Below are 18,110 nucleotides of genomic sequence, written 5' to 3'. Positions count from 1 at the left end.
GCCAGGCCGCCGCGCCCCGATAGGTTTTCTGCCGGACGGACCCGGCAACGTTCCCTGACCAGGAGTTTTCATGACCCCGTACTTTGCACTGGGCCGCGCCCTTGTTGCGGCCATCGCCTTGAGTTTGACCCTTGCCGCCTGCGGCGGCGATGACGACTCGGATGACGGCGCGACCACGCCGCCCGAGACCGGACAGCCAGAGACGCCGCCGCCCGCGCCGCAACTGCGCTGCGCGCCCTGAACGCCCGATCCGCCCAACCCCACGCAAGAGTAGCCCCATGACCAAGACCTATCCCTCGCATCCCGCCAGCGCGTCCCCGGCCTTGCCGGGCCGCCGGCAGTTTTTCCGCGCCTCGGCCCAGGCGGCCGGCGCCCTGTCGGCAATGGCCTTGCTGCCCGCCTCGATCCAGCGCGCGCTGGCGGTTCCGGCCGCGGTTGAAAGCGGCACCATCAAGGACATCAAGCACATCGTGATCCTGATGCAGGAGAACCGCTCGTTCGACCACTATTTCGGCACCATGCGCGGCGTGCGCGGTTTCGGCGACCGCTTCCCGATTCCGCTGGCCAGCGGTAAATCGGTGTTCTTCCAGCCCGACCCCAAGGGCGGCCAGGACATCCAGCCCTTCCGCCGCGATTCCAGGACCAGCAACGCGCTGATCGGATCGGGCACGCCGCACAATTTCCCGGACCAGCAGGCAGCCTGGAACCAGGGCAAGATGGACCAGTGGATCCAGTACAAGAACCAGGCCACCATGGGCTTCTTCATGCGCGAGGACATTCCGTACCAGTTCGCGCTGGCCGACGCCTTCACGGTCTGCGACGGCTATCACTGTTCCATCCTGACCGGCACCGATCCCAACCGCATCGTGTTCTGGTCAGGCGCTAACGCCAATCCCGAACTGCGCAAGCTGGGCGTGAACAGCACCGACACCGATTCGGAACCCGTCAACTCGCGCTGCTGGCCTAATCCGTCCAACTGGGTGGCGGGCCGCGCGCAGCTGGCCGACGGTTCGGGCCAGGTCGACCCCGCGACCGGCGCCTACAACTACAAGTACGTGAACAGCGCCTTCAAGTGGGACACCTTGCCCGACCTGCTGCAGCGCGCCGGGGTCAGCTGGCACATCTACCAGAACATGAACAACAACTGGACGGGCGCCATGCACGGCTGCCTGGCCTTCAAGAGCTTCCGCACCGCGCAGCCGGGTTCGCCGATCTATGAACATGGCCTGACGGGCGGCCCCGAGAAGAACGACGGCGCCGTCAACTTCCTAGCCCAGCTCAAGCAGGACGTGGCCAATGGCACTTTGCCGCAGGTGTCGTGGGTGTTGCCCACGCAGGCCCTGGCCGAGCATCCTGGCAGCAGCGAAGGCGTGGCCGGTGCCGCCGATTTCATCGCCGACGTGCTGGACGCGCTGACCTCCAATCCGGAAGTCTGGAGCAAGACCGCACTGTTCGTGACCTTCGACGAGAACGACGGCTTCTTCGATCACGCCGCCATGCCCGCAGTGCCGTCCTATGACGCCAATGGCGTGCTGATGGGCAAGTCCACCGTGCCGCTGGAGGGGGAGTATTTCGATGCCTCGGTGGGCAACTACCTGAAGGCCGACGACAAGATCACCGGCAACATCCGGCCGTGGGGCCTGAGTTCACGCGTGCCGATGTACGTCGTGTCGCCGTGGAGCAAGGGCGGCTGGGTCAATTCCCAGGTGTTCGACCATACCTCGGTGGGCCGGTTCCTGGAGCAGCGCTTCGACATCAAGGTCGACGCCATCAGTCCTTGGAGCCGCGCGGTCTGCGGCGACCTGACCACCTGCTTCGACTTCGTCAGTCCCAACGATCCGCGCGTGCCCACGCTGCCCGACACCAGCAACTATCCCGCGGTCAACGCGGCGCAGAAGCTGTTGCCCACCACCGCCGTGACCCAGGCGCCCGCAATCCCGCAGCCGCTGTTCCAGGAGACCGGCACGCGGCTGTCGCGCGCGCTGCCCTATGAACTGCACACCAGCGCCCGGTTGGGGGCGGATGGCGCGGTCGAACTGCTGTTCAGCAACACGGGCGAAGCCGGCGCGGTGTTCCATGTGTACGACAAGCGCAACCTGGACCTGATCCCGCGGCGCTACACCGTCGAAGCCGGCAAGACGCTGTCCGACACCTGGACCGGCGGCGACTATGACCTGTGGGTGTACAGCAGCAACGGCTTCGTGCGGACCTTCTCCGGCAATACGCAGCGTGGCGCGGCCTTGGAAGTGCAGGTCTGCTACGAGCCGGCAGGCAGCGCGCTCTACGTGAAGGTGTCCAACCGCGGCACGGCCAGCCTGCAGGCGAACCTGCAATCCAACGCCTACCGCAAGGACGGCCCCTGGACCCTGGCGGTCGAGCCGGGCAAGGTCGCCGAACACCACTGGTCCATCAAGGAAAGCGGCAACTGGTACGACTTCACCGTCACCGCCGAAGGCTTCGAACGCCGCTTCGCGGGACGCATGGAGAACGGCCGCGCGAGCGTCAGCGATCCGGCCATGGCGCTGCATCTGTGATGGCTCAGGCATGAGCGGGCCGGGCGCGCATCGGGGTGCGCGTCCGGCCGGTCCGCAACAACAATCGATCAACATACAAATGAAGCACACATACGCAATTCTGGCCGCCAACGGCTTGTCGGTGGCGGTTCTGGTGGGCGCGCTGGCCGGGGGATCGGCCGCGCAGGCGCAGACCGCGCCGCCTGTGAAGTGGGACGGCAGCAACCTCGGTTATGGGCCGGGCGCCGCTCAGGGCGTGACGGGCAAGGGCAATCACGCGATCGGCAAGAACGCTGGCGCCAACGTGAAAGGCAGCAACAACATCGGCCTGGGCAATGGCGCGGGCCAGGACGTGAGCACCAACTGGAACCTGGCGATCGGCGAGGGCGCGGGCTCCAAGGTCGGCGGCAAGAATGCCAACCAGGCCATCGGCTATTACGCCGGCACCAATGTGCAGGGCGGCTGGAACCAGTCGTTTGGCCGAAGCGCCGGCCAGAACGTCACGGGCGACTACAACGATGCGTTTGGCTTCTGGGCCGGCACGGATACGGTGGGCAACAACAATGCCGCCTATGGCACCAACGCCGGGCGCAATGTCACCGGCAACGGCAATTCGGCCTTCGGCCAGGAAGCGGGCCGCAACGTCGTCGGTGACGGCAACCTGGCGCTGGGCCAGAACGCGGGGCAGAACGTGGCGGGCGAGGGCAATCTGGCGCAGGGCAAGAACGCCGGGCAGAACGTGACCGGCGCCAACAACACGGCTGCTGGCGCCTACGCGGGCTATGGCGTGCAGGGCGACGGCAATACGGCTGGCGGGCTGGCTGCGGGGCGCGACGTCGTGGGCAATAACAACGTGGCGCAGGGCACGGCCGCGGGGTCGGGCGTGCGGGGCAACGACAACGTGTCGATAGGCTCGAACGCCGGACGCGGTTCCGTTGCCGACCGCAGCGTGTCGGTGGGAGCGGATTCGTCCGCGGCCACGCAGAGCGTCGCGGTCGGCGCAGGCGCGGTGGCCAGCGCGGGCAACAGCGTGGCGCTGGGGGCGGGGTCCTCGGCGGCGCGCGGCGCGCAGGAGAACTACGAAGCCTACGGCATGGCGCAGCCCCAAAGCTCCACGGGCGAGGTGAACGTGGGTGGACGCCAGATGACGGGCGTGGCCGCAGGCAGCGAGGACACCGATGCCGTCAACGTGGGCCAGCTGCGCGCCGCAAGCAGCGCAAGCGAGGCGCGCGTGGGCGCCGTCGAGCATTCCCTGCAGAACCTGCGCAGCGATCTGGAGTCCCAGGAGCGCATGCTGAGCGCGGGGGTGGCTGCAGCCATGGCGACGGCTTCCTTGCCGCAGGCCTACTTGCCCGGCCGCAACATGCTGTCCATGGCTGGCGGCACCTGGAACGGCGAATCGGGTTACGCCCTGGGGCTGTCTCGCGTGTCCAGCGGCGGGCGCTGGGTCTACAAGGTGTCGGCCAACGGCACGTCCCGCGGCGACTTCGGCGGCGCGGCGGGGGTCGGATACCAGTGGTGAGGCCGGGCCTGCGATAATGCCGCAAGCGCGGCGGCCGGCGATGGAACGTCGGCCGCCGCCAGCACAGGCATACCCGGATCGGCCCCATGGAAAAGCGTTTGATGCCATCGATGATGGCGCTGCAATGTTTCGAGGCGGTGGCGCGGCACATGAGCTTCACGCGCGCCGCCGAGGAACTGCACATGACCCAGAGCGCGATCAGCAAACAGATCGCGCAGCTGGAGGCGCTGCTGCGCAACCCGCTGTTCCTGCGGGTGCGGCGGCGCCTGCAACTGACGCCTGCGGGAGCCTTGTACCAGTCCGAGGTCAGGGCCATCCTGAACCAGGTGGACATGTCCTCGCGCTACATCCTGACCTACGGCAGCGAGACTCAGGTGCTGACCATCGGCACCCAGCCCACCTTTGGCGCGCGCTGGCTGATCCCGCGCCTGCAGGGCTTCATGGCCGCCCATCCCGACATCCAGGTCAAGGTGCGCAGCGAAACGCGGCCCTTCGACCTGATGCAGGCCAAGATCGACATCTCCTTCTTCTTCGGCCATGGCACCTTGCCGGGCGCCCAGTGCCGGGAATTGTTCGAGGCCGAGGTCGTGCCGGTGTGCGCGCCCGGCTTTCTTCCGGGTGACAGGGTCGACAGCCTGGAGGCGCTGAGCGCGCAGGCGCTGATCCAGTGCGCCTCGCGTCCGGAGGCCTGGCACGACTACTTCTCGCGCCAGCAATTCCAGTCCGACCGCAGCTACCACGGTCCCCGCTTCGATACCTTCTACATGTGCGTGCGCGCTGCGGAAGGCGGTTGCGGCGTGGCGTTGACGCCGCGCCTGCTGGCCGAAGAAGAGCTGCAGGCCGGCAAGCTGGTGATTCCCTGGGACTACGTGCAGCCCAGCGACGGCGCGTACTTCGTCGCCTATTCCGAGCACTCGGCCGAAGTGCCCAAGATCAAGCAGTTCGTCGCCTGGGTTGAGGAAGAGGCCGCGCGCAAGCGCGAGCGCGACGCCCAGCGGGCGCGGTCCATGAAAAAACGGACTGATTAAGCCGATTTTTTTCATTTGATCGCACGCGCGGCGCATGATTTCATGCGGGCCATCCTTGTTTACCGATGTGCCGAGCCCGCCATGAGTCAGAATTTCGTCAATCCGGACCAGATCCGCGCCTGGTTCTCCCGCGCCATGTCCGACATGTACAAGTCGGAAGTGCCGCTGTACGACACGCTGCTGGACCTGGTCGCCCAGGTCAACGCCAAGACGCTGGCCGAACAGCCCGAGTTGGCCGCCCAACTGGCCCGCACGGGCGAGATCGAGCGCCTGGACATCGAGCGCCACGGCGCGATCCGCGTCGGCACCGCGCAGGAACTGGCCAACATGCGGCGCGTGTTCGCCGTGATGGGCATGCAGCCGGTGGGCTACTACGATCTGTCGCCGGCCGGCGTACCGGTGCATTCCACCGCCTTCCGTGCCACCCACGAAGCCTCGCTGCAGGCCAGCCCCTTCCGCGTCTTCACCTCGCTGCTGCGGCTGGAACTGATCGCCGACGAGGCCCTGCGCGAGAAGGCCGCGCGCATCCTGGCCGCGCGCCAGATATTCACCGCGCGTACGCTGGAACTCGCGGCCCGCTTTGAGGCGCAGGGCGGACTGGTTGAAGCCGAGGCCCGCGAATTCGTGGCCGAAGCCCTGCACACTTTCCGCTGGCACAGCGAGGCCACCGTCAGCCTGGAAGACTACGAGGAACTGCACGGCCAGCACCGCCTGATCGCCGACGTGGTGGCCTTCAAGGGCCCGCACATCAATCACCTGACTCCGCGCACGCTGGACATCGACGAGGCCCAGGCCGAGATGCCGCGCCGCGGCGTGTCAGCGAAGGCCGTGATCGAAGGCCCGCCGCCGCGCAAATGTCCGATACTGCTGCGCCAGACCAGCTTCAAGGCGCTGGAGGAAGCGGTCCTGTTCGCCGGCGCCGACGGCCAGTCCGCGGCCGGCAGCCACACGGCGCGCTTCGGTGAGATCGAGCAGCGCGGCGTCGCGCTGACCCGCAAGGGCCGCGCGCTCTACGACCAATTGCTGGACCTGGCCCGCAGCCGCATCAGCGGCGCGCCCAACGAAGGCAATGCCGCGGCCTACATGCAGAACCTGCAGGACTGTTTCGCCGCCTTCCCGGATGACTATGATGCGCTGCATGCGCAGGGGCTGGCCTATTTCCGCTATTTCCTGACCGGCAAGGACGGCGCGGATGCGCAAGCCAGCCTGCAGGACCTGATCGCCCAGGGCTACATCCGCTTCGAGCCGCTGGTGTACGAGGACTTCCTGCCCGTCAGCGCGGCCGGCATCTTCCAGTCGAACCTGGGCGACAAGGCCCAGGCCGAATACGCGCAGAACGCCAGCCAGGCGGCTTTCGAGCAGGCCCTGGGCGCCCAGGTGCAGGACGAGCTGGCGCTCTACCAGGACACGCAGGACCGTTCGCTGGCCGCCTGCATGCAGGCGCTGCGCGCACAGGCCGGCTCGCCGGTGGCCGCATGAGCCGTCTGGATCGTTGCCTGTCCGTGCGCGACTTCGAACGCGAGGCGCGGCGCATCATGCCGCGCTGCGTCGAAGGCTACGTCTGCGGCGGCACCGAGGACGGCGCCTCGCTGGCCGAGAGCGTGCGCGCATTGAGCGACGTGGGTTTCCGGCCGCGCGGCCTGCGCGTGGTGGACCAGCGCAGCAGCCAGGTCGAACTCTACGGCCAGCGCTACGCCATGCCGGTGGGCTTCGCGCCTACCGGGTTCTCCGCCATCGTCATGCATGAGTGCGACCTGGCGCTGGCGCAGGTCGCCCAGCAGGCCGAGATACCGTTCATCATCAGCGGCGCTTCCAGCGTGCCGCTGGAACGCTTGCAGGAGGCCACGGGCAAGCGCTGCTGGTACCAGGCCTATCTGCCGGGCAATACCGAGCGCATCGGCAAGCTGATGGCGCGGCTGCGCCAGGCCGAGATCCCGGTGCTGGTGGTGACCATCGACACCTGCGTCGGCGCCAACCGCGAGAACCTGCAGAAGCTCTCGTTCACCGTGCCCTTCAAGCTCAGCCCCAGCGTGATGCTGGACGGCATGCGCCACCCGCGCTGGAGCTTCAACGTCTTCCTGCGCACGCTGCTGGGCAGCGGCATCCCCAGGTTCTCGAACCTGTACGAAGAGATCGGCCCGCCCATCACCCAGGACCCGCCCAACGGCTTTCGCGGCGAACGCGACAAGCTGTCGTGGGAACACATCCGCTGGATCCGCGAGAACTGGCCGGGCAAGCTGGTGCTCAAGGGCGTGATGCATCCCGATGATGCGCGCCTGGCCTGCGCGGCGGGCGCCGACGGCGTGATCGTGTCGAACCACGGCGGACGCCAGCTGGATGGCTGCATCTCGCCCTTGCAGGCGTTGCCCGACGTGGTGGCCGCGGTGCCGCCCGGCTTCCCGGTCATGGTGGATGGCGGTTTTCGCCGCGGCTCCGACGTGCTCAAGGCCGTGGCCCTGGGCGCGCGCATGGTCTTCACCGGCCGGCCCCAATTGTTCGGCGCGGCCGTGGCCGGCAGCGCCGGCATCCGCAAAGTGGCGGACATATTCCGCAGCGAGATCTCGACCAACATGGCGCTGCTCGGCTGCGCGACGCTGGCCGACCTCACGCCGGACCTGATCGCGCCCTTGCGGCCGGCAGGCGCCGTCTGACGCGGGCGGCTGTGCCGCTCCGGGCAGCAGCGCCCGCACAACAACAAAAAACGGTGCGTATCCCCATGCGCGCCCATCCGTTTTCGACAGGAGGAAACATGAAGAAGATCTATACCAAACTGGCCGGCGTGGCGGCAGTGCTGGCGTGCATCGCCAGCGGACCGGCGCAGGCCCAGGCCGGCGCCTATCCGACCAAGCCGGTGCGGCTGGTCGTGGGCTACGCCCCGGGCGGCACCACCGACATCAGCGCGCGCATGATCGCCGACGTGCTGGGCAAGGAGTTCGGCCAGACCTTCGTGGTGGAGAACAAGCCCGGCGCCAACAGCAACATCGGCGCCGAGTCCGTCGCCCGCTCGGCGCCCGACGGCTACACGCTGTTCGTCGGATCGATTTCCACCGCGATCAACCAGTCGCTCTATTCCAAGATGTCCTATGACGCGCTCAAGGACCTGGACGCCGTCGCCCTGCTGAACGTGGTGCCCAACATCCTGGCCGTCAACGCCAGCGTGCCCGTCAAGTCCGTGCAGGAATACATCGCCTACGCCAAGAAGAACCCGGGCAAGCTCACCTGCGCTTCGCCCGGCAACGGCTCGTCCGCCCACCTGGGCTGCGAACTCTTCAAGATGAAGACCGGCATCGACATCCTGCACGTCCCGTACCGCGGCAGCGGCCCGGCCGTGGCCGACCTGCTGGGCGGACAAGTGGACTCGATCTTCGACAACCTGCCGCCGCTGCTGCCGCATGTGCGCGCCGGCAAGCTGACGGGTCTTGCCGTCACCACCGCCAGCCGCGTCCCGTTCGCCCCGGAAATCCCCACCATCGCCGAATCCGGCGTGGAGGGCTTCGACGTGGCGGCCTGGTTCGGCGTGTACGCGCCGGCCGGCACCCCGCCCGAAATCGTCCAGAAGGTCAACGCCGCCATCAACAAGGCCCTGACCTCCGACGCCGCGCTGGCCGCCAGCTACCAGACCAATGGCTTCCTGATGCCCCCGCCGCCCAACACGCCGCAAGCATTCAAGGCCTTCATGGAAAGCGAAACCCGCAAGTGGGGCGAAGTCGTCAAGGCGACCAACCTGCAGATCAACTGATAGGCGGGGGGAGGGGCGTTCGCGGCTCCTCTGGATAGTACTTGGGGACGGATTGGTGGCATGCCAGCGACAAAGCGGCACGGAACCACCCGTTTCCCAATTTGCGTGATAGAATGTTCGACTTTCCAGGAAAGCACGCTTTTCTGGCTGAAGTTAGCCGACGTGGTGAAATTGGTAGACACGCTATCTTGAGGGGGTAGTGGCGAAAGCTGTGCGAGTTCGAGTCTCGCCGTCGGCACCAAGAATTTGTTCCAGGGGTCGCCCCTGGAAAATGCAAAAGACCCGCATTCCTTTGACCAGGATGCGGGTTTTTTCATTTCGCGGTGTTCCCAGCGCCGCGGCAACTATCGGGAACGCATGGCCAGCCAGCTGCGGCAGTCTACCCGCAATCAAAGGCGCTGCCATATGCCGCGAGCAGAGTCTTGCACCCTCAGACCGGCAATGTTTCGAAGCAATTGCCCGTGAATCCCTGATTCCAAGAGCCTGCTATAAAGTCGGCTACAGCTTTTCTGCAGGACCAGGAAATGTCCATTCAAACGTTGAGCCGCTGTGGTGTGGCGATTTTCGCGGCTGCGCTGATGGCCGGCTGCTCGTCCAGCGGTTCCAAGACTTCGGATCAGGCTGCCGCCAAGTCGTATTCCTCCTCTGCCCGCGCCGGCGGCGAGTGCGCGAGCCGCAGCAAGTGCATCTACAAGGGTGCCTATGAATCAGGGGAACGGAACTACGCCGAAGCGGAAGCCAAGCGCCTGAACATGGCCGAGCTGGAGCGCCTGCGTCGCGCTTTCGGCAATTGAACCCGGCTGGAAACCGGCGCGCGCCCACGCCGGAAGAAATCATGCGGCACTACGACTCGGATCCGGACGAGGATCCCTGGGTCCGTGGCAAGCCGGCGCCGGAATTGGTCGCGGTCGTACCCTATGACCCTGATTGGCCGGTCCGTTATGGCCAGCTTGCGACGCAGGTGCGCGAGGCCTTGGGACCGGCGGCGCTTGCGGTCGAGCATATGGGATCGACGGCGGTTCCGGGCCTGCCGGCCAAGCCGGTGATAGATATAGACCTGACAGTGGCCGACCCCGTCCAGGAGGACTCTTATGTCCCCGCGCTGGAGGCGGCCGGTTACGCGCTGGTCTTGCGGGAGCCGTCCTGGCATCAGCACCGTCTTTTGCAGCTGGCCGCGCCGCGCGTGAACCTGCATGTGTTCGGCCCGGACTGCCCCGAGAACGTCCGCCACCGGATGTTCCGCGACTGGCTGCGCCAGCACGACGCCGATCGCGATCTGTATGCCCAGGCCAAGCGCGAGGCGGCGGTCGGCGCGATGCAGGTCATGGACTACAACAAGCGCAAGGAAGCCGTCCTGCGCCAGATCTACCAGCGCATGTTCCGCGCCGCCGGCTTCATCTGAGGCGCGCCGGCGCGGACTTTCTCCATTCGCCTCAGTAGTGGCTTTTGAGCGGCACGGCCGGGTCGGCCAGCACGTCGCGGGGCGGGTTCAGACCCAGCTCCAACAGCTTGCGCGCCGCCAGGTGGTCCATTGGGGCGTTGATCGATTCGACGCAGACCAGATGGCCGTCGGCAAAGTGCAGGATCGAGAAGCTGCCGGGCTTGGCGCCCGGGCGCAGGACGCGCTCGGTGTCCGGCGGCGCCAGGCCGGCGATCTGCAGGCGCAAGGCGCCCTGGTCGGACCAGAACCAGGGCAGAGCGTGATACGGCGTCTTGGTGCCGAGCAGCACGCCGGCCAGGGTGCGGGCCTGGTCGTTGGCGTTCTGCACCGACTCCAGGCGCAGGGTCTTGCCCCAGCGTGCATACGGAAACGAGGTGCAATCGCCGATGGCGTAGATGCCGGGCGCCGAGGTTTGCATCAGCCCGTCCACCACGATGCCGTTCAGGCAGTCCAGGCCCGCGGCCTGCGCCAGCGTGATCTCGGGGACGGCGCCGATGCCGGCGACCAGCAGGTCCACCGGATGCTCCACGTCGTTGACGACTACGCTGCGCACGCGGCCGTTCTCGGTCCGGATGTGTTGCAGGTCGGAGGACAGGCGCAGGTCGACGCCGGACTCGTGCAGCACGCGGGCGACGTGGTCCGAGGCTTCGGGCGACACGGAGCGCGCCAGCAGGCGCGGCGCGGATTCGAAGACGGTGACCGGGCGTCCCAAGGCGCCGGCCGTGGCCGCGATTTCCAGGCCGATGAAACCGCCGCCCACGACCGTGACCGAAGGCGCGTCGGCGATCGCGGCGCGCAGGCGCGCGGCATCGTCGGCGTTGCGCAGGTAGATCAGGTTCTGGAGCTCATCAGGGACGTCCGGCAGGCGCCGCGCGCGCGTGCCGGTGGCCAGCACCAGCGCGTCATAGTCCAGCTGTTTGCCCGAAGCCAGCGTCAAGCGGCGCGCGTCGCGGTCTATGCCGACCGCGGGATCGGCCAACAGCACCTGCACGCCGGCGTCGGCGTAGACCGCCTCGGCGCGCAGCAGCTGGATCGGAGCTTCCGGATCCTTGATGTAGGTCTTGGAGAGCGGCGGGCGATGGTAGGGCAGCGAGGCCTCTTCGCACACCAGCGTCAGGCTGCCGGGAAAGCCGCCTTCTATCAGGCTGGCGCACAATTGCGCCGCCGCGTGGCCGCCGCCGACGATTACCACCTTCTGCATGCATGACTCCTGTTCTGCCTGGCCCGGTCTCGGGCCGAATCGGCAATGCTACCGCAGGTGGCAGCTGGAGGAAGTGCATGAAAGTGGCCACTGCGCGTCCGAAGGAGATCGGGCCGCAGCGATTGGGGACGGGCTCAGGCGCCCGGCAGCATGTAGCGGGCGGAAACGGCCAGGATGCGCTGCGCGGATTCGCGCAGCCTGCGCGCTTCGCGGTGGGCGTGGAGGGAAACCACGGCGTCGTAGCGGCGCGCGCTGAGCGGGCCGGCCAGCAGCACCGGGCGGCGGGTAAGTATCGGGGATATCAAGCGTTGCATGTGGAGCATTCCTGCGGGCGTCAGGCCCTGTCGATGCCAGGTATCGTAAGGCGGCCAGGGGCGGCGGCCAACGAAATACCTTTTATATGAATATCCGGCGCGCGCCCGGGATCGGGGGCTGGCGGATATCCGGACGCCAGTATCGCCCGCGAGTATGACAGCCATATGCCAGCGCTGCGCGCGGCCGCCCGGCAGGGAACGGGCGGGCCGGCGCACAGGCGTTCCGGTCGGCCGCGCCCTTGGCGTGGCTGCCGCCTCAGGGCGCCTTCAGCCGCGACGGCACTTCGCCCACGTCGCTGCACACCGCCAGCACTTCGGCGGGCTTCTTGCTCATGGACAGGTACACGTGGCCGATGCTGCTGTCGAAGTAGGCGGTCTCCAGCTTGCCCAGCACGACGCTGTCGCCATTTTCGAACTGGATGCGGACCTTGCCCGACAGCACCAGCGCGAATTCCTGGCCCGGGTGCCGGATGTAGTCCTCGAACTCCACCACCTTGCGCGAGTCGATGAGCGCCAGCATGGGCGTCATCTTCTTGCCGGGGTATTCGCCCATGAGCAGGCGGTAGTGGTAGTTCTCGGTGACGTAGTCGCGGGCGTCGCTGAGCTTGTTCTTGACGAAGGTGGGGGCGACGGCGGCCTGCGAGGCGTCCGGCAGCATGAACATGCGGGTCATGTCTATGCCGAGCGCGCCGGCCAGCGCGGCGAACTTCTCGTAGCTGAGGGCAATCTGCCCCAGCTCTGCCTTGGACAGCGTCGAGACTGCGATGCCGCTGGCGCGGGACAGCGCCTGCAGGGTCATCTTGCGCGCCTTGCGCTCGGCCCGCAGGCGAGCGCCCATTTCTTCCTTGCCGACGATCTCGGGCGGGGATGTAGTGCCGGGTAGGGCCATGTAGCGATCTGGCAGGTAGGAGGTGGTTGGGGCAGGGCCCGCAAGCCCCGCTGCGTATGCCGGATTGTAAGGGCTGGCCGGGATCAGGCACCCGCCCGGTTGAGGACGCGGCCCGCGTGCTGGCCGGTGAAGGCCTGGCCTTCCCAGACGGGCGCGCCGTTGACGTACACCGAGTGGATGCCCGCGGCGCGCTCGGTGGGACGATCGAAGGTGGCCGAGTCGGCCACGGTGGCGGGGTCGAAGACCACCAGGTCGGCGTAGTAGCCGGGCTGCACCTGGCCGCGTTCGGCCAGGCCGAACTTGGCGGCGGTCAGGCCGGTCATCTTCCAGACCGCGGTTTCCAGCGGGAACAGGCCCAGGTCGCGTGAGTAATGGCCCAGCACGCGTGGGAAGGTGCCCCACAGTCGCGGGTGCGGACGCTCGTCGTGGGGCAGGCCGTCGGAGCCGATCATGGTGGGGCCGAACGCCAGGATGCGCTGCACGTCGGGCTCGTCCATCATGAAGTAGATGGCGCCTGCGGGCTGCAGCTCCGGCACCACGTCGTACTTGGACTTGCCGCGCTCGGCGGCGATTTCCTCCAGGTCGCGCCCGCTCAGTTCGGGAAAGGGCTTGCACCAGGTGATGAGCGTGCGGCCAGCCAGCAGCACGCGGTCCTGCTTGAGCATGGTGGAGCCGGCCACGTAGGGATAGGCGTCCAGCGACACGTCCTGGCTGGCCATGGCGGCCTCGATCAGCGCCAGCGTTTCCTTGGAGCGGCCGAAGTTGGGCTTGCCCATGACCTTGTGGTGCGAGATCACCACCGGCACGTCCAGTTCGCGGCCGATGCGGAAGGTCTCTTCCAGCGCCGCCACGATATGTTCGCCTTCGTCGCGCATGTGGGTGGCGTAGACGCCGCCATGCGTGCCCAGCGGGCGGCACACCTCGATGATTTCCTCGGTGCTGGCATGGGCCGCGGGCGGATAGAACGCGCCGGTGGAAATGCCGATGGCGCCGCTGGCGAGCGCGTCGTCGGCCAGCGCCTGCATGGCCTGGATTTCCGCCGCCGTGGCTTCGCGCTTCAGATCGGGCATGACGGCGGCGCGCAGGGTGGAATGGCCTACCATGCAGGCGGCGTTGACCGCGGGCGGCGCGGCGCGCAGGGCCTCCAGGTAGTCGGAGAAGCGCTCGAAGCGGAACGAGCCGCCTTCGTCCAGCAGGTCCAGCGGCGCGGGCGGGTTGGCATGCGCCAGCGGCGCCAGGCTGATGCCGCAGTTGCCGGTGACCACGGTGGTGACGCCTTGCGAGATCTTGGGCGTCATGTCGCGGTGCTTGAGCAGATAGTTGTCGTCGTGCGTGTGCGAATCGATGAAACCCGGCGACACCACTTTGCCGGCCACGTCGATGCGCCGCCGGGCACTGCTGGCGCTCAGGTCGCCGACGGCGGCGATGCGGTCGCCGCGCACGCCGACATCGGCCAGCCGGCCCGGCGAGTTGGTGCCGTCGATGACGGTGCCGCCGGCAAGGATGTAGTCGAACGGGGTGGCGTCGGTCTGGGACATGCGTATCTCCGGCTAAACGGGGGTGGCGAAGTGGCAGGCGACCTGCTGTTCGGGGGCGATCTGGCGCGGCTGCGGCGCTTCCTCGGCGCAACGCGGCTGCGCCATCGGGCAACGGGTGCGGAAGGCGCAGCCCGAGGGCGGCGACAGCGGGCTGGGAATCTCGCCCTTGAGCACTTCCACGGGCTTGCGCTCGCCCTGTCGGGCCGAAGGGACGGCGGCCAGCAGGGCGCGGGTATAGGGATGGGCGGGCCGTTCGAAGATGGCCTCGCGGGTGCCGGTCTCGACGATCTTGCCCAGGTACATCACGGCGACGCGATGGCTGATGTGGCGCACCACGCTCAGGTCGTGCGAAATGAAGACATAGGTCAGCCCCAGGTCGCGCTGTAGGTCCATCAACAGGTTGATGACCTGCGCCTGCACCGACACGTCCAGCGCCGACACCGGTTCATCGCAAACGATCAGGCCCGGGTCCAGCGCCAGCGCGCGGGCGATCACGATGCGCTGGCGCTGGCCGCCGGAGAACTCGTGGGGATAGCGGTCGGCGGCGTCCGGGCGCAGGCTGACGCGGGCCAGCAACTGCGCGACTCGGTCGCGGATGGCCGCGCGGCTGTGGCCGAAGGCGCGCAGCGGCTCGCCGATGATGTCGCGCACCCGCATGCGCGGGTTCATCGACGAGAACGGATCCTGGAAGATGAACTGCATGCGCTGGCGCATGGCGCGCAGCTCGCGGCTGTTCATGGCGGCCAGGTCGCGGCCTTCCAGCAGGATGCGGCCTTCGGTGGGATCGGTCAGGCGGATCAGGCATTTGCCGGTGGTCGATTTGCCGCAGCCGGATTCGCCCACCAGGCTCAGCGTCTGGCCGCGTGGCACCGACAGGGAAACGCCGTCGACCGCGCGCAGCACCTTGGCGCCGCTGCCGCTGTCCACGGGGTAGTGTTTCTTCAGGCCTATGACTTCCAGCATGGGCGGGGCGTCGGCGGCGGGCGCGGACACGGCGCTCGCAAGGGGGATGTCGTGCAGATTCATGGCGGGCCTCAGGCGGTCAGGGCGGCGGGGGCGGGTTCGGCCGCGCGGGCCCAGCACCAGACGCGGTGGCGGCTGCCGGCATCGGCGGCCGGAGGCGCCTGCTCGGAACAGCGCGGTTGCGCCTCCGGGCAGCGCGCCGCGAAGGCGCAGCCGCGCGACTCGGGCGTCATCACTGGCACGATGCCGGGCAGCTCGGCCAGCCGCGCCGTATGGTCCTGGCCGTCGGCGAAATCAGGCAACGAGCGGATCAGCGCCTGGGTATAGGGATGCTGGGCGCGATCCAGGATGTCGTCGACGCTGCCTTCCTCGACCTTGCGCCCGGCGTACATCACGATGACGCGCTGGCACATCTGCGCGACCACGCCCAGGTCATGGGTGATCAGCACGATGGAGGTGCCCAGCCGCTGCTGGATTTCGCGCAGCAGGTGCAGGATCTGCGCCTGGATGGTGACGTCCAGCGCGGTGGTGGGCTCGTCGGCGATCAGGACCTTGGGCTGGCAGGCCAGCGCCATGGCGATCATGGCGCGTTGGCGCATGCCGCCCGACAGCTGGTAGGGATACTCGCGCACCCGGCGCGCCGGGTCGGAGATCTGCACCAGCTCCAGCAGCGATTCGGCCTGCGCCATGGCCTCGCGCCGCGACAGGCCCTGGTGCAGCATGAGCGATTCGCTGATCTGCCGGCCCACCGTGAACACCGGGTTCAGCGAGGTCATGGGTTCCTGGAAGATCATCGAGATCTGGTTGCCGCGGATCGCGCGCATGGCCTTTTCTGGCAGCGCCAGCAGATCCTGGCCGTCGAACTCGATGCTGCCGCCGGCCACTCGCCCGGGGGCGCGCAACAGGCGCATGATGGACAGGGACGTGACGCTCTTGCCGCAGCCGGATTCGCCGACCAGGCCCAGGGTTTCACCGGGCATCAGGTCGAAGGACAGGCGGTCCACGGCAAGCACTGTGGTTTCATCGCCATCGAAACAGGTGGTGAGGTCGTGCACGCGCAAGACGGGTTGGGTTTGCATGGGCGCTCCTACAGCTTTTTCGCCAGACGGGGATCGAGCATGTCGCGCAGCCCGTCGCCCACCAGATTGACGGCCAGGACGGCCACGCCCAGGAACAAGCCCGGATACAGGATGATGTGGAAAGCCACGGCCACGAAGTTGCGGCCTTCGGCCATTATGTTGCCCCAGCTGGGGATCTGCGGCGGTATGCCCACGCCCAGGAAGCTCAGTACGGCCTCGGTCAGGATGGCGGACGCCGCGATGAAGGTGGCCTGCACCATCAGCGGGGCGAACAGGTTGGGCAGGATGTGGCGCAGCAGGATCGCGGGCACGCGCGTGCCGGACGAAATGGCGGCCTCGATATAGGGCTGCTCGCGTATCGTCAGCACCAGCGCCCGCACCAGGCGCACCACGCGCGGCACCTCGGGGATGACGATGGCGATGATCACGGTGCCCAGGCCGCCCTTCAGCGTGGCCATCAGGGCGATGGCCAGCAGCACGCCCGGAATGGCCATCAGGCCGTCCATGATGCGCATGATGAAGGCGTCGATGCGCCGGAAGTAGCCCGCGGCCATGCCCAGGGCCACGCCGGCGACGGTGGAGACCACCGCCACCACGATGCCGACCACCAGCGAGACGCGGGCGCCCCAGACGGTGCGCGAATAGACGTCGCGGCCCAGCGCGTCGGTGCCGAAGAAGTGTTCGGACGATGGCGGCTTCATGCGCGCCAGCGGATTGATGTCCTGCGGATCGACGGTGGCCAGCCAGGGCGCGGCCAGCGCAATCGCGGCCAGCGCCAGCAGGATGGCGCCGCCGATGTAAAGCATGGGATGGCGGCGCAGCGAGCGCAGCACGCGGCGATGGCGCGGCCGGCGCGCGGGCAGGGACAGGGTAGTGGTCGTCATGCGTAGTCCCCGTTCAATAGCGGATGCGCGGATCGAAGAGCCGGTAGCTCAGGTCGACCAGCAGGTTGATCAGGACATAGATGCCGGAGGCCACCAGCAGCACGCCCTGGATCACGGGATAGTCGTGGCGCAGCACGGCGTCGATGGTCAGGCGGCCCAGGCCGGGAATCGCGAATACGGTTTCCGTGACCACGACGCCGCCGATCAGCAGGGCCACGCCCACGCCGATGGTGGTGACGATGGGATTGGCGGCGTTCTTCAGCGCATGCCAGACGATGGGGCCGGCCGCCAGGCCCTTGGCGCGGGCGGTGCGGATGTAGTCTTCGGACAGGGCTTCCAGCATGGTGGCGCGCGTCATGCGCGTGAGCAGCGCCATGTAGACCAGGCCCAGCGACAGGCAGGGCAGCACCAGATGGCGCAGGTAGGGCACCACGCCGTCGGCCAGGGGCTTGTAGCCCTGCACCGGCAGCCAGCCCAGCTTGATCGAAAAGCCGTAGACCAGGCTGTAGCCGATCAGGAACACCGGCACCGAGAATGCGCAGACCGCGCCTATCATGACCAGCCGGTCGAGCCAGCGTCCCGCGTGCCAGGCCGCCAGCACGCCCAGCGGAATCGCCGCGATCACCGCGAACAGCATGGTGAAAATGGCGATGGACAGCGTCGGCCCCATGCGCTGGCCGATCAGCTGCGAGACCGGCATCTGTGTCGACATCGACGTGCCCAGATCACCAGTGGCGATGTGGCTGACCCAGATGCCGAACTGCTGCAGCAATGGTTTGTCCAGCCCCAGGTTCTGGCGGATCTTCTCCACGTCGTCGGCGGTGGCGTTGTCGCCCGCGATCACCGCCGCGGGATCGCCCGGCGACAGGTGGATCAGCAGGAACACCACGACCGCGACCACGGCCATGACAGGAATGACGGCCGCGATGCGGCGCAGTATGTATTTCACGCTGGTTTTCCCCCGGCTTGTGGCCGGGCGCTCATGGCGCCCGGCGCCCG

The 18,110-nt window shown here is 67.7% G+C and carries 17 protein-coding genes and 1 tRNA gene; 10 read left to right on the top strand and 8 right to left on the bottom strand.

Annotated features, from left to right (window positions below; genetic code table 11):
• Positions 1–70 precede the first annotated feature (70 nt).
• The 10 genes from IB257_RS17205 to IB257_RS17160 all read left to right on the top strand — a co-directional run bounded on the left by IB257_RS17205 (position 71) and on the right by IB257_RS17160 (position 10,204).
• Positions 71–241, top strand: coding sequence for a hypothetical protein (locus tag IB257_RS17205; protein ID WP_166738396.1), 171 nt, complete (start codon positions 71–73; stop codon positions 239–241).
• Between the two features lie 37 nt (positions 242–278).
• Entirely contained in the window at positions 279–2,534 is a 2,256-nt protein-coding gene (locus IB257_RS17200) for a phosphocholine-specific phospholipase C (protein WP_175159515.1), read from the top strand.
• 79 nt (positions 2,535–2,613) lie between these two features.
• On the top strand, positions 2,614–4,035 hold the full coding sequence (locus IB257_RS17195) for a YadA-like family protein (RefSeq protein WP_192492616.1): 1,422 nt from the start codon (positions 2,614–2,616) through the stop codon (positions 4,033–4,035).
• An 86-nt stretch (positions 4,036–4,121) separates the two neighbouring features.
• Positions 4,122–5,063, top strand: a complete 942-nt coding sequence (locus IB257_RS17190) for a LysR substrate-binding domain-containing protein (RefSeq protein ID WP_119450858.1) — start codon at positions 4,122–4,124, stop codon at positions 5,061–5,063.
• 81 nt (positions 5,064–5,144) lie between these two features.
• The gene (locus IB257_RS17185; protein ID WP_054451301.1) at positions 5,145–6,542 is read left to right on the top strand and encodes a VOC family protein; all 1,398 of its coding nucleotides are present in this window, start codon (positions 5,145–5,147) and stop codon (positions 6,540–6,542) included.
• Positions 6,539–7,714 (top strand): alpha-hydroxy acid oxidase, encoded by a 1,176-nt coding sequence (locus IB257_RS17180; RefSeq protein ID WP_192492615.1) that lies wholly within the window; start codon positions 6,539–6,541, stop codon positions 7,712–7,714. Before IB257_RS17185 ends, IB257_RS17180 begins: the two co-directional genes overlap by 4 nt.
• A gap of 98 nt (positions 7,715–7,812) precedes the next feature.
• Complete coding sequence (locus IB257_RS17175) at positions 7,813–8,802, top strand: tripartite tricarboxylate transporter substrate binding protein (protein ID WP_054450261.1); 990 nt, start codon at positions 7,813–7,815, stop codon at positions 8,800–8,802.
• A gap of 156 nt (positions 8,803–8,958) precedes the next feature.
• Positions 8,959–9,043 (top strand) — tRNA-Leu (locus tag IB257_RS17170).
• Between the two features lie 283 nt (positions 9,044–9,326).
• Positions 9,327–9,596, top strand: a complete 270-nt coding sequence (locus tag IB257_RS17165; RefSeq protein WP_119450861.1) for a hypothetical protein — start codon at positions 9,327–9,329, stop codon at positions 9,594–9,596.
• A gap of 41 nt (positions 9,597–9,637) precedes the next feature.
• Entirely contained in the window at positions 9,638–10,204 is a 567-nt protein-coding gene (locus tag IB257_RS17160) for a GrpB family protein (protein WP_119450880.1), read from the top strand.
• 31 nt (positions 10,205–10,235) lie between these two features.
• Here the strand turns inward: IB257_RS17160 and IB257_RS17155 are convergent, their stop codons facing one another.
• The 8 genes from IB257_RS17155 to IB257_RS17120 all read right to left on the bottom strand — a co-directional run bounded on the left by IB257_RS17155 (position 10,236) and on the right by IB257_RS17120 (position 18,060).
• Positions 10,236–11,444 (bottom strand): NAD(P)/FAD-dependent oxidoreductase, encoded by a 1,209-nt coding sequence (locus IB257_RS17155; RefSeq protein WP_119450862.1) that lies wholly within the window; start codon positions 11,442–11,444, stop codon positions 10,236–10,238.
• A 134-nt stretch (positions 11,445–11,578) separates the two neighbouring features.
• Positions 11,579–11,758, bottom strand: coding sequence for a hypothetical protein (locus IB257_RS17150; protein ID WP_054450268.1), 180 nt, complete (start codon positions 11,756–11,758; stop codon positions 11,579–11,581).
• Between the two features lie 256 nt (positions 11,759–12,014).
• Positions 12,015–12,647 (bottom strand): helix-turn-helix domain-containing protein, encoded by a 633-nt coding sequence (locus IB257_RS17145; RefSeq protein WP_125472416.1) that lies wholly within the window; start codon positions 12,645–12,647, stop codon positions 12,015–12,017.
• A gap of 83 nt (positions 12,648–12,730) precedes the next feature.
• Positions 12,731–14,185: an amidohydrolase family protein gene (locus tag IB257_RS17140; protein ID WP_175181181.1), complete on the bottom strand. Its 1,455-nt coding sequence runs from the start codon at positions 14,183–14,185 to the stop codon at positions 12,731–12,733.
• Positions 14,186–14,197: 12 nt separating this feature from the next.
• Positions 14,198–15,211: an ABC transporter ATP-binding protein gene (locus IB257_RS17135; protein ID WP_192492614.1), complete on the bottom strand. Its 1,014-nt coding sequence runs from the start codon at positions 15,209–15,211 to the stop codon at positions 14,198–14,200.
• Positions 15,212–15,219: 8 nt separating this feature from the next.
• Positions 15,220–16,227, bottom strand: coding sequence for an ABC transporter ATP-binding protein (locus IB257_RS17130; protein ID WP_054450277.1), 1,008 nt, complete (start codon positions 16,225–16,227; stop codon positions 15,220–15,222).
• Positions 16,228–16,235: 8 nt separating this feature from the next.
• On the bottom strand, positions 16,236–17,111 hold the full coding sequence (locus tag IB257_RS17125; protein WP_054450278.1) for an ABC transporter permease: 876 nt from the start codon (positions 17,109–17,111) through the stop codon (positions 16,236–16,238).
• A 13-nt stretch (positions 17,112–17,124) separates the two neighbouring features.
• Entirely contained in the window at positions 17,125–18,060 is a 936-nt protein-coding gene (locus IB257_RS17120) for an ABC transporter permease (protein ID WP_054450281.1), read from the bottom strand.
• Positions 18,061–18,110: the final 50 nt, after the last annotated feature.

It is taken from the genome of Achromobacter sp. ACM03 (genome assembly GCF_014851665.1).
GTDB lineage: Bacteria > Pseudomonadota > Gammaproteobacteria > Burkholderiales > Burkholderiaceae_B > Achromobacter > Achromobacter aegrifaciens.
The sequence above is the reverse complement of the archived record's forward strand: the minus strand, read 5'-3'. Positions and strand labels throughout refer to the sequence as shown.

Excerpts from the sequence above, each read along its gene's own strand:
- IB257_RS17125 (WP_054450278.1), bottom strand. The coding sequence starts at position 17,111 with ATGACGACCACTACCCTGTCCCTGCCCGCGCGCCGGCCGCGCCATCGC.
- IB257_RS17180 (WP_192492615.1), top strand. The coding sequence starts at position 6,539 with ATGAGCCGTCTGGATCGTTGCCTGTCCGTGCGCGACTTCGAACGCGAG.
- IB257_RS17145 (WP_125472416.1), bottom strand. The coding sequence starts at position 12,647 with ATGGCCCTACCCGGCACTACATCCCCGCCCGAGATCGTCGGCAAGGAA.
- IB257_RS17135 (WP_192492614.1), bottom strand. The coding sequence starts at position 15,211 with ATGAATCTGCACGACATCCCCCTTGCGAGCGCCGTGTCCGCGCCCGCC.
- IB257_RS17185 (WP_054451301.1), top strand. The coding sequence starts at position 5,145 with ATGAGTCAGAATTTCGTCAATCCGGACCAGATCCGCGCCTGGTTCTCC.
- IB257_RS17160 (WP_119450880.1), top strand. The coding sequence starts at position 9,638 with ATGCGGCACTACGACTCGGATCCGGACGAGGATCCCTGGGTCCGTGGC.
- IB257_RS17200 (WP_175159515.1), top strand. The coding sequence starts at position 279 with ATGACCAAGACCTATCCCTCGCATCCCGCCAGCGCGTCCCCGGCCTTG.
- IB257_RS17205 (WP_166738396.1), top strand. The coding sequence starts at position 71 with ATGACCCCGTACTTTGCACTGGGCCGCGCCCTTGTTGCGGCCATCGCC.
- IB257_RS17195 (WP_192492616.1), top strand. The coding sequence starts at position 2,614 with ATGAAGCACACATACGCAATTCTGGCCGCCAACGGCTTGTCGGTGGCG.
- IB257_RS17165 (WP_119450861.1), top strand. The coding sequence starts at position 9,327 with ATGTCCATTCAAACGTTGAGCCGCTGTGGTGTGGCGATTTTCGCGGCT.
- IB257_RS17150 (WP_054450268.1), bottom strand. The coding sequence starts at position 11,758 with ATGCAACGCTTGATATCCCCGATACTTACCCGCCGCCCGGTGCTGCTG.
- IB257_RS17175 (WP_054450261.1), top strand. The coding sequence starts at position 7,813 with ATGAAGAAGATCTATACCAAACTGGCCGGCGTGGCGGCAGTGCTGGCG.
- IB257_RS17140 (WP_175181181.1), bottom strand. The coding sequence starts at position 14,185 with ATGTCCCAGACCGACGCCACCCCGTTCGACTACATCCTTGCCGGCGGC.
- IB257_RS17190 (WP_119450858.1), top strand. The coding sequence starts at position 4,122 with ATGGAAAAGCGTTTGATGCCATCGATGATGGCGCTGCAATGTTTCGAG.
- IB257_RS17130 (WP_054450277.1), bottom strand. The coding sequence starts at position 16,227 with ATGCAAACCCAACCCGTCTTGCGCGTGCACGACCTCACCACCTGTTTC.
- IB257_RS17155 (WP_119450862.1), bottom strand. The coding sequence starts at position 11,444 with ATGCAGAAGGTGGTAATCGTCGGCGGCGGCCACGCGGCGGCGCAATTG.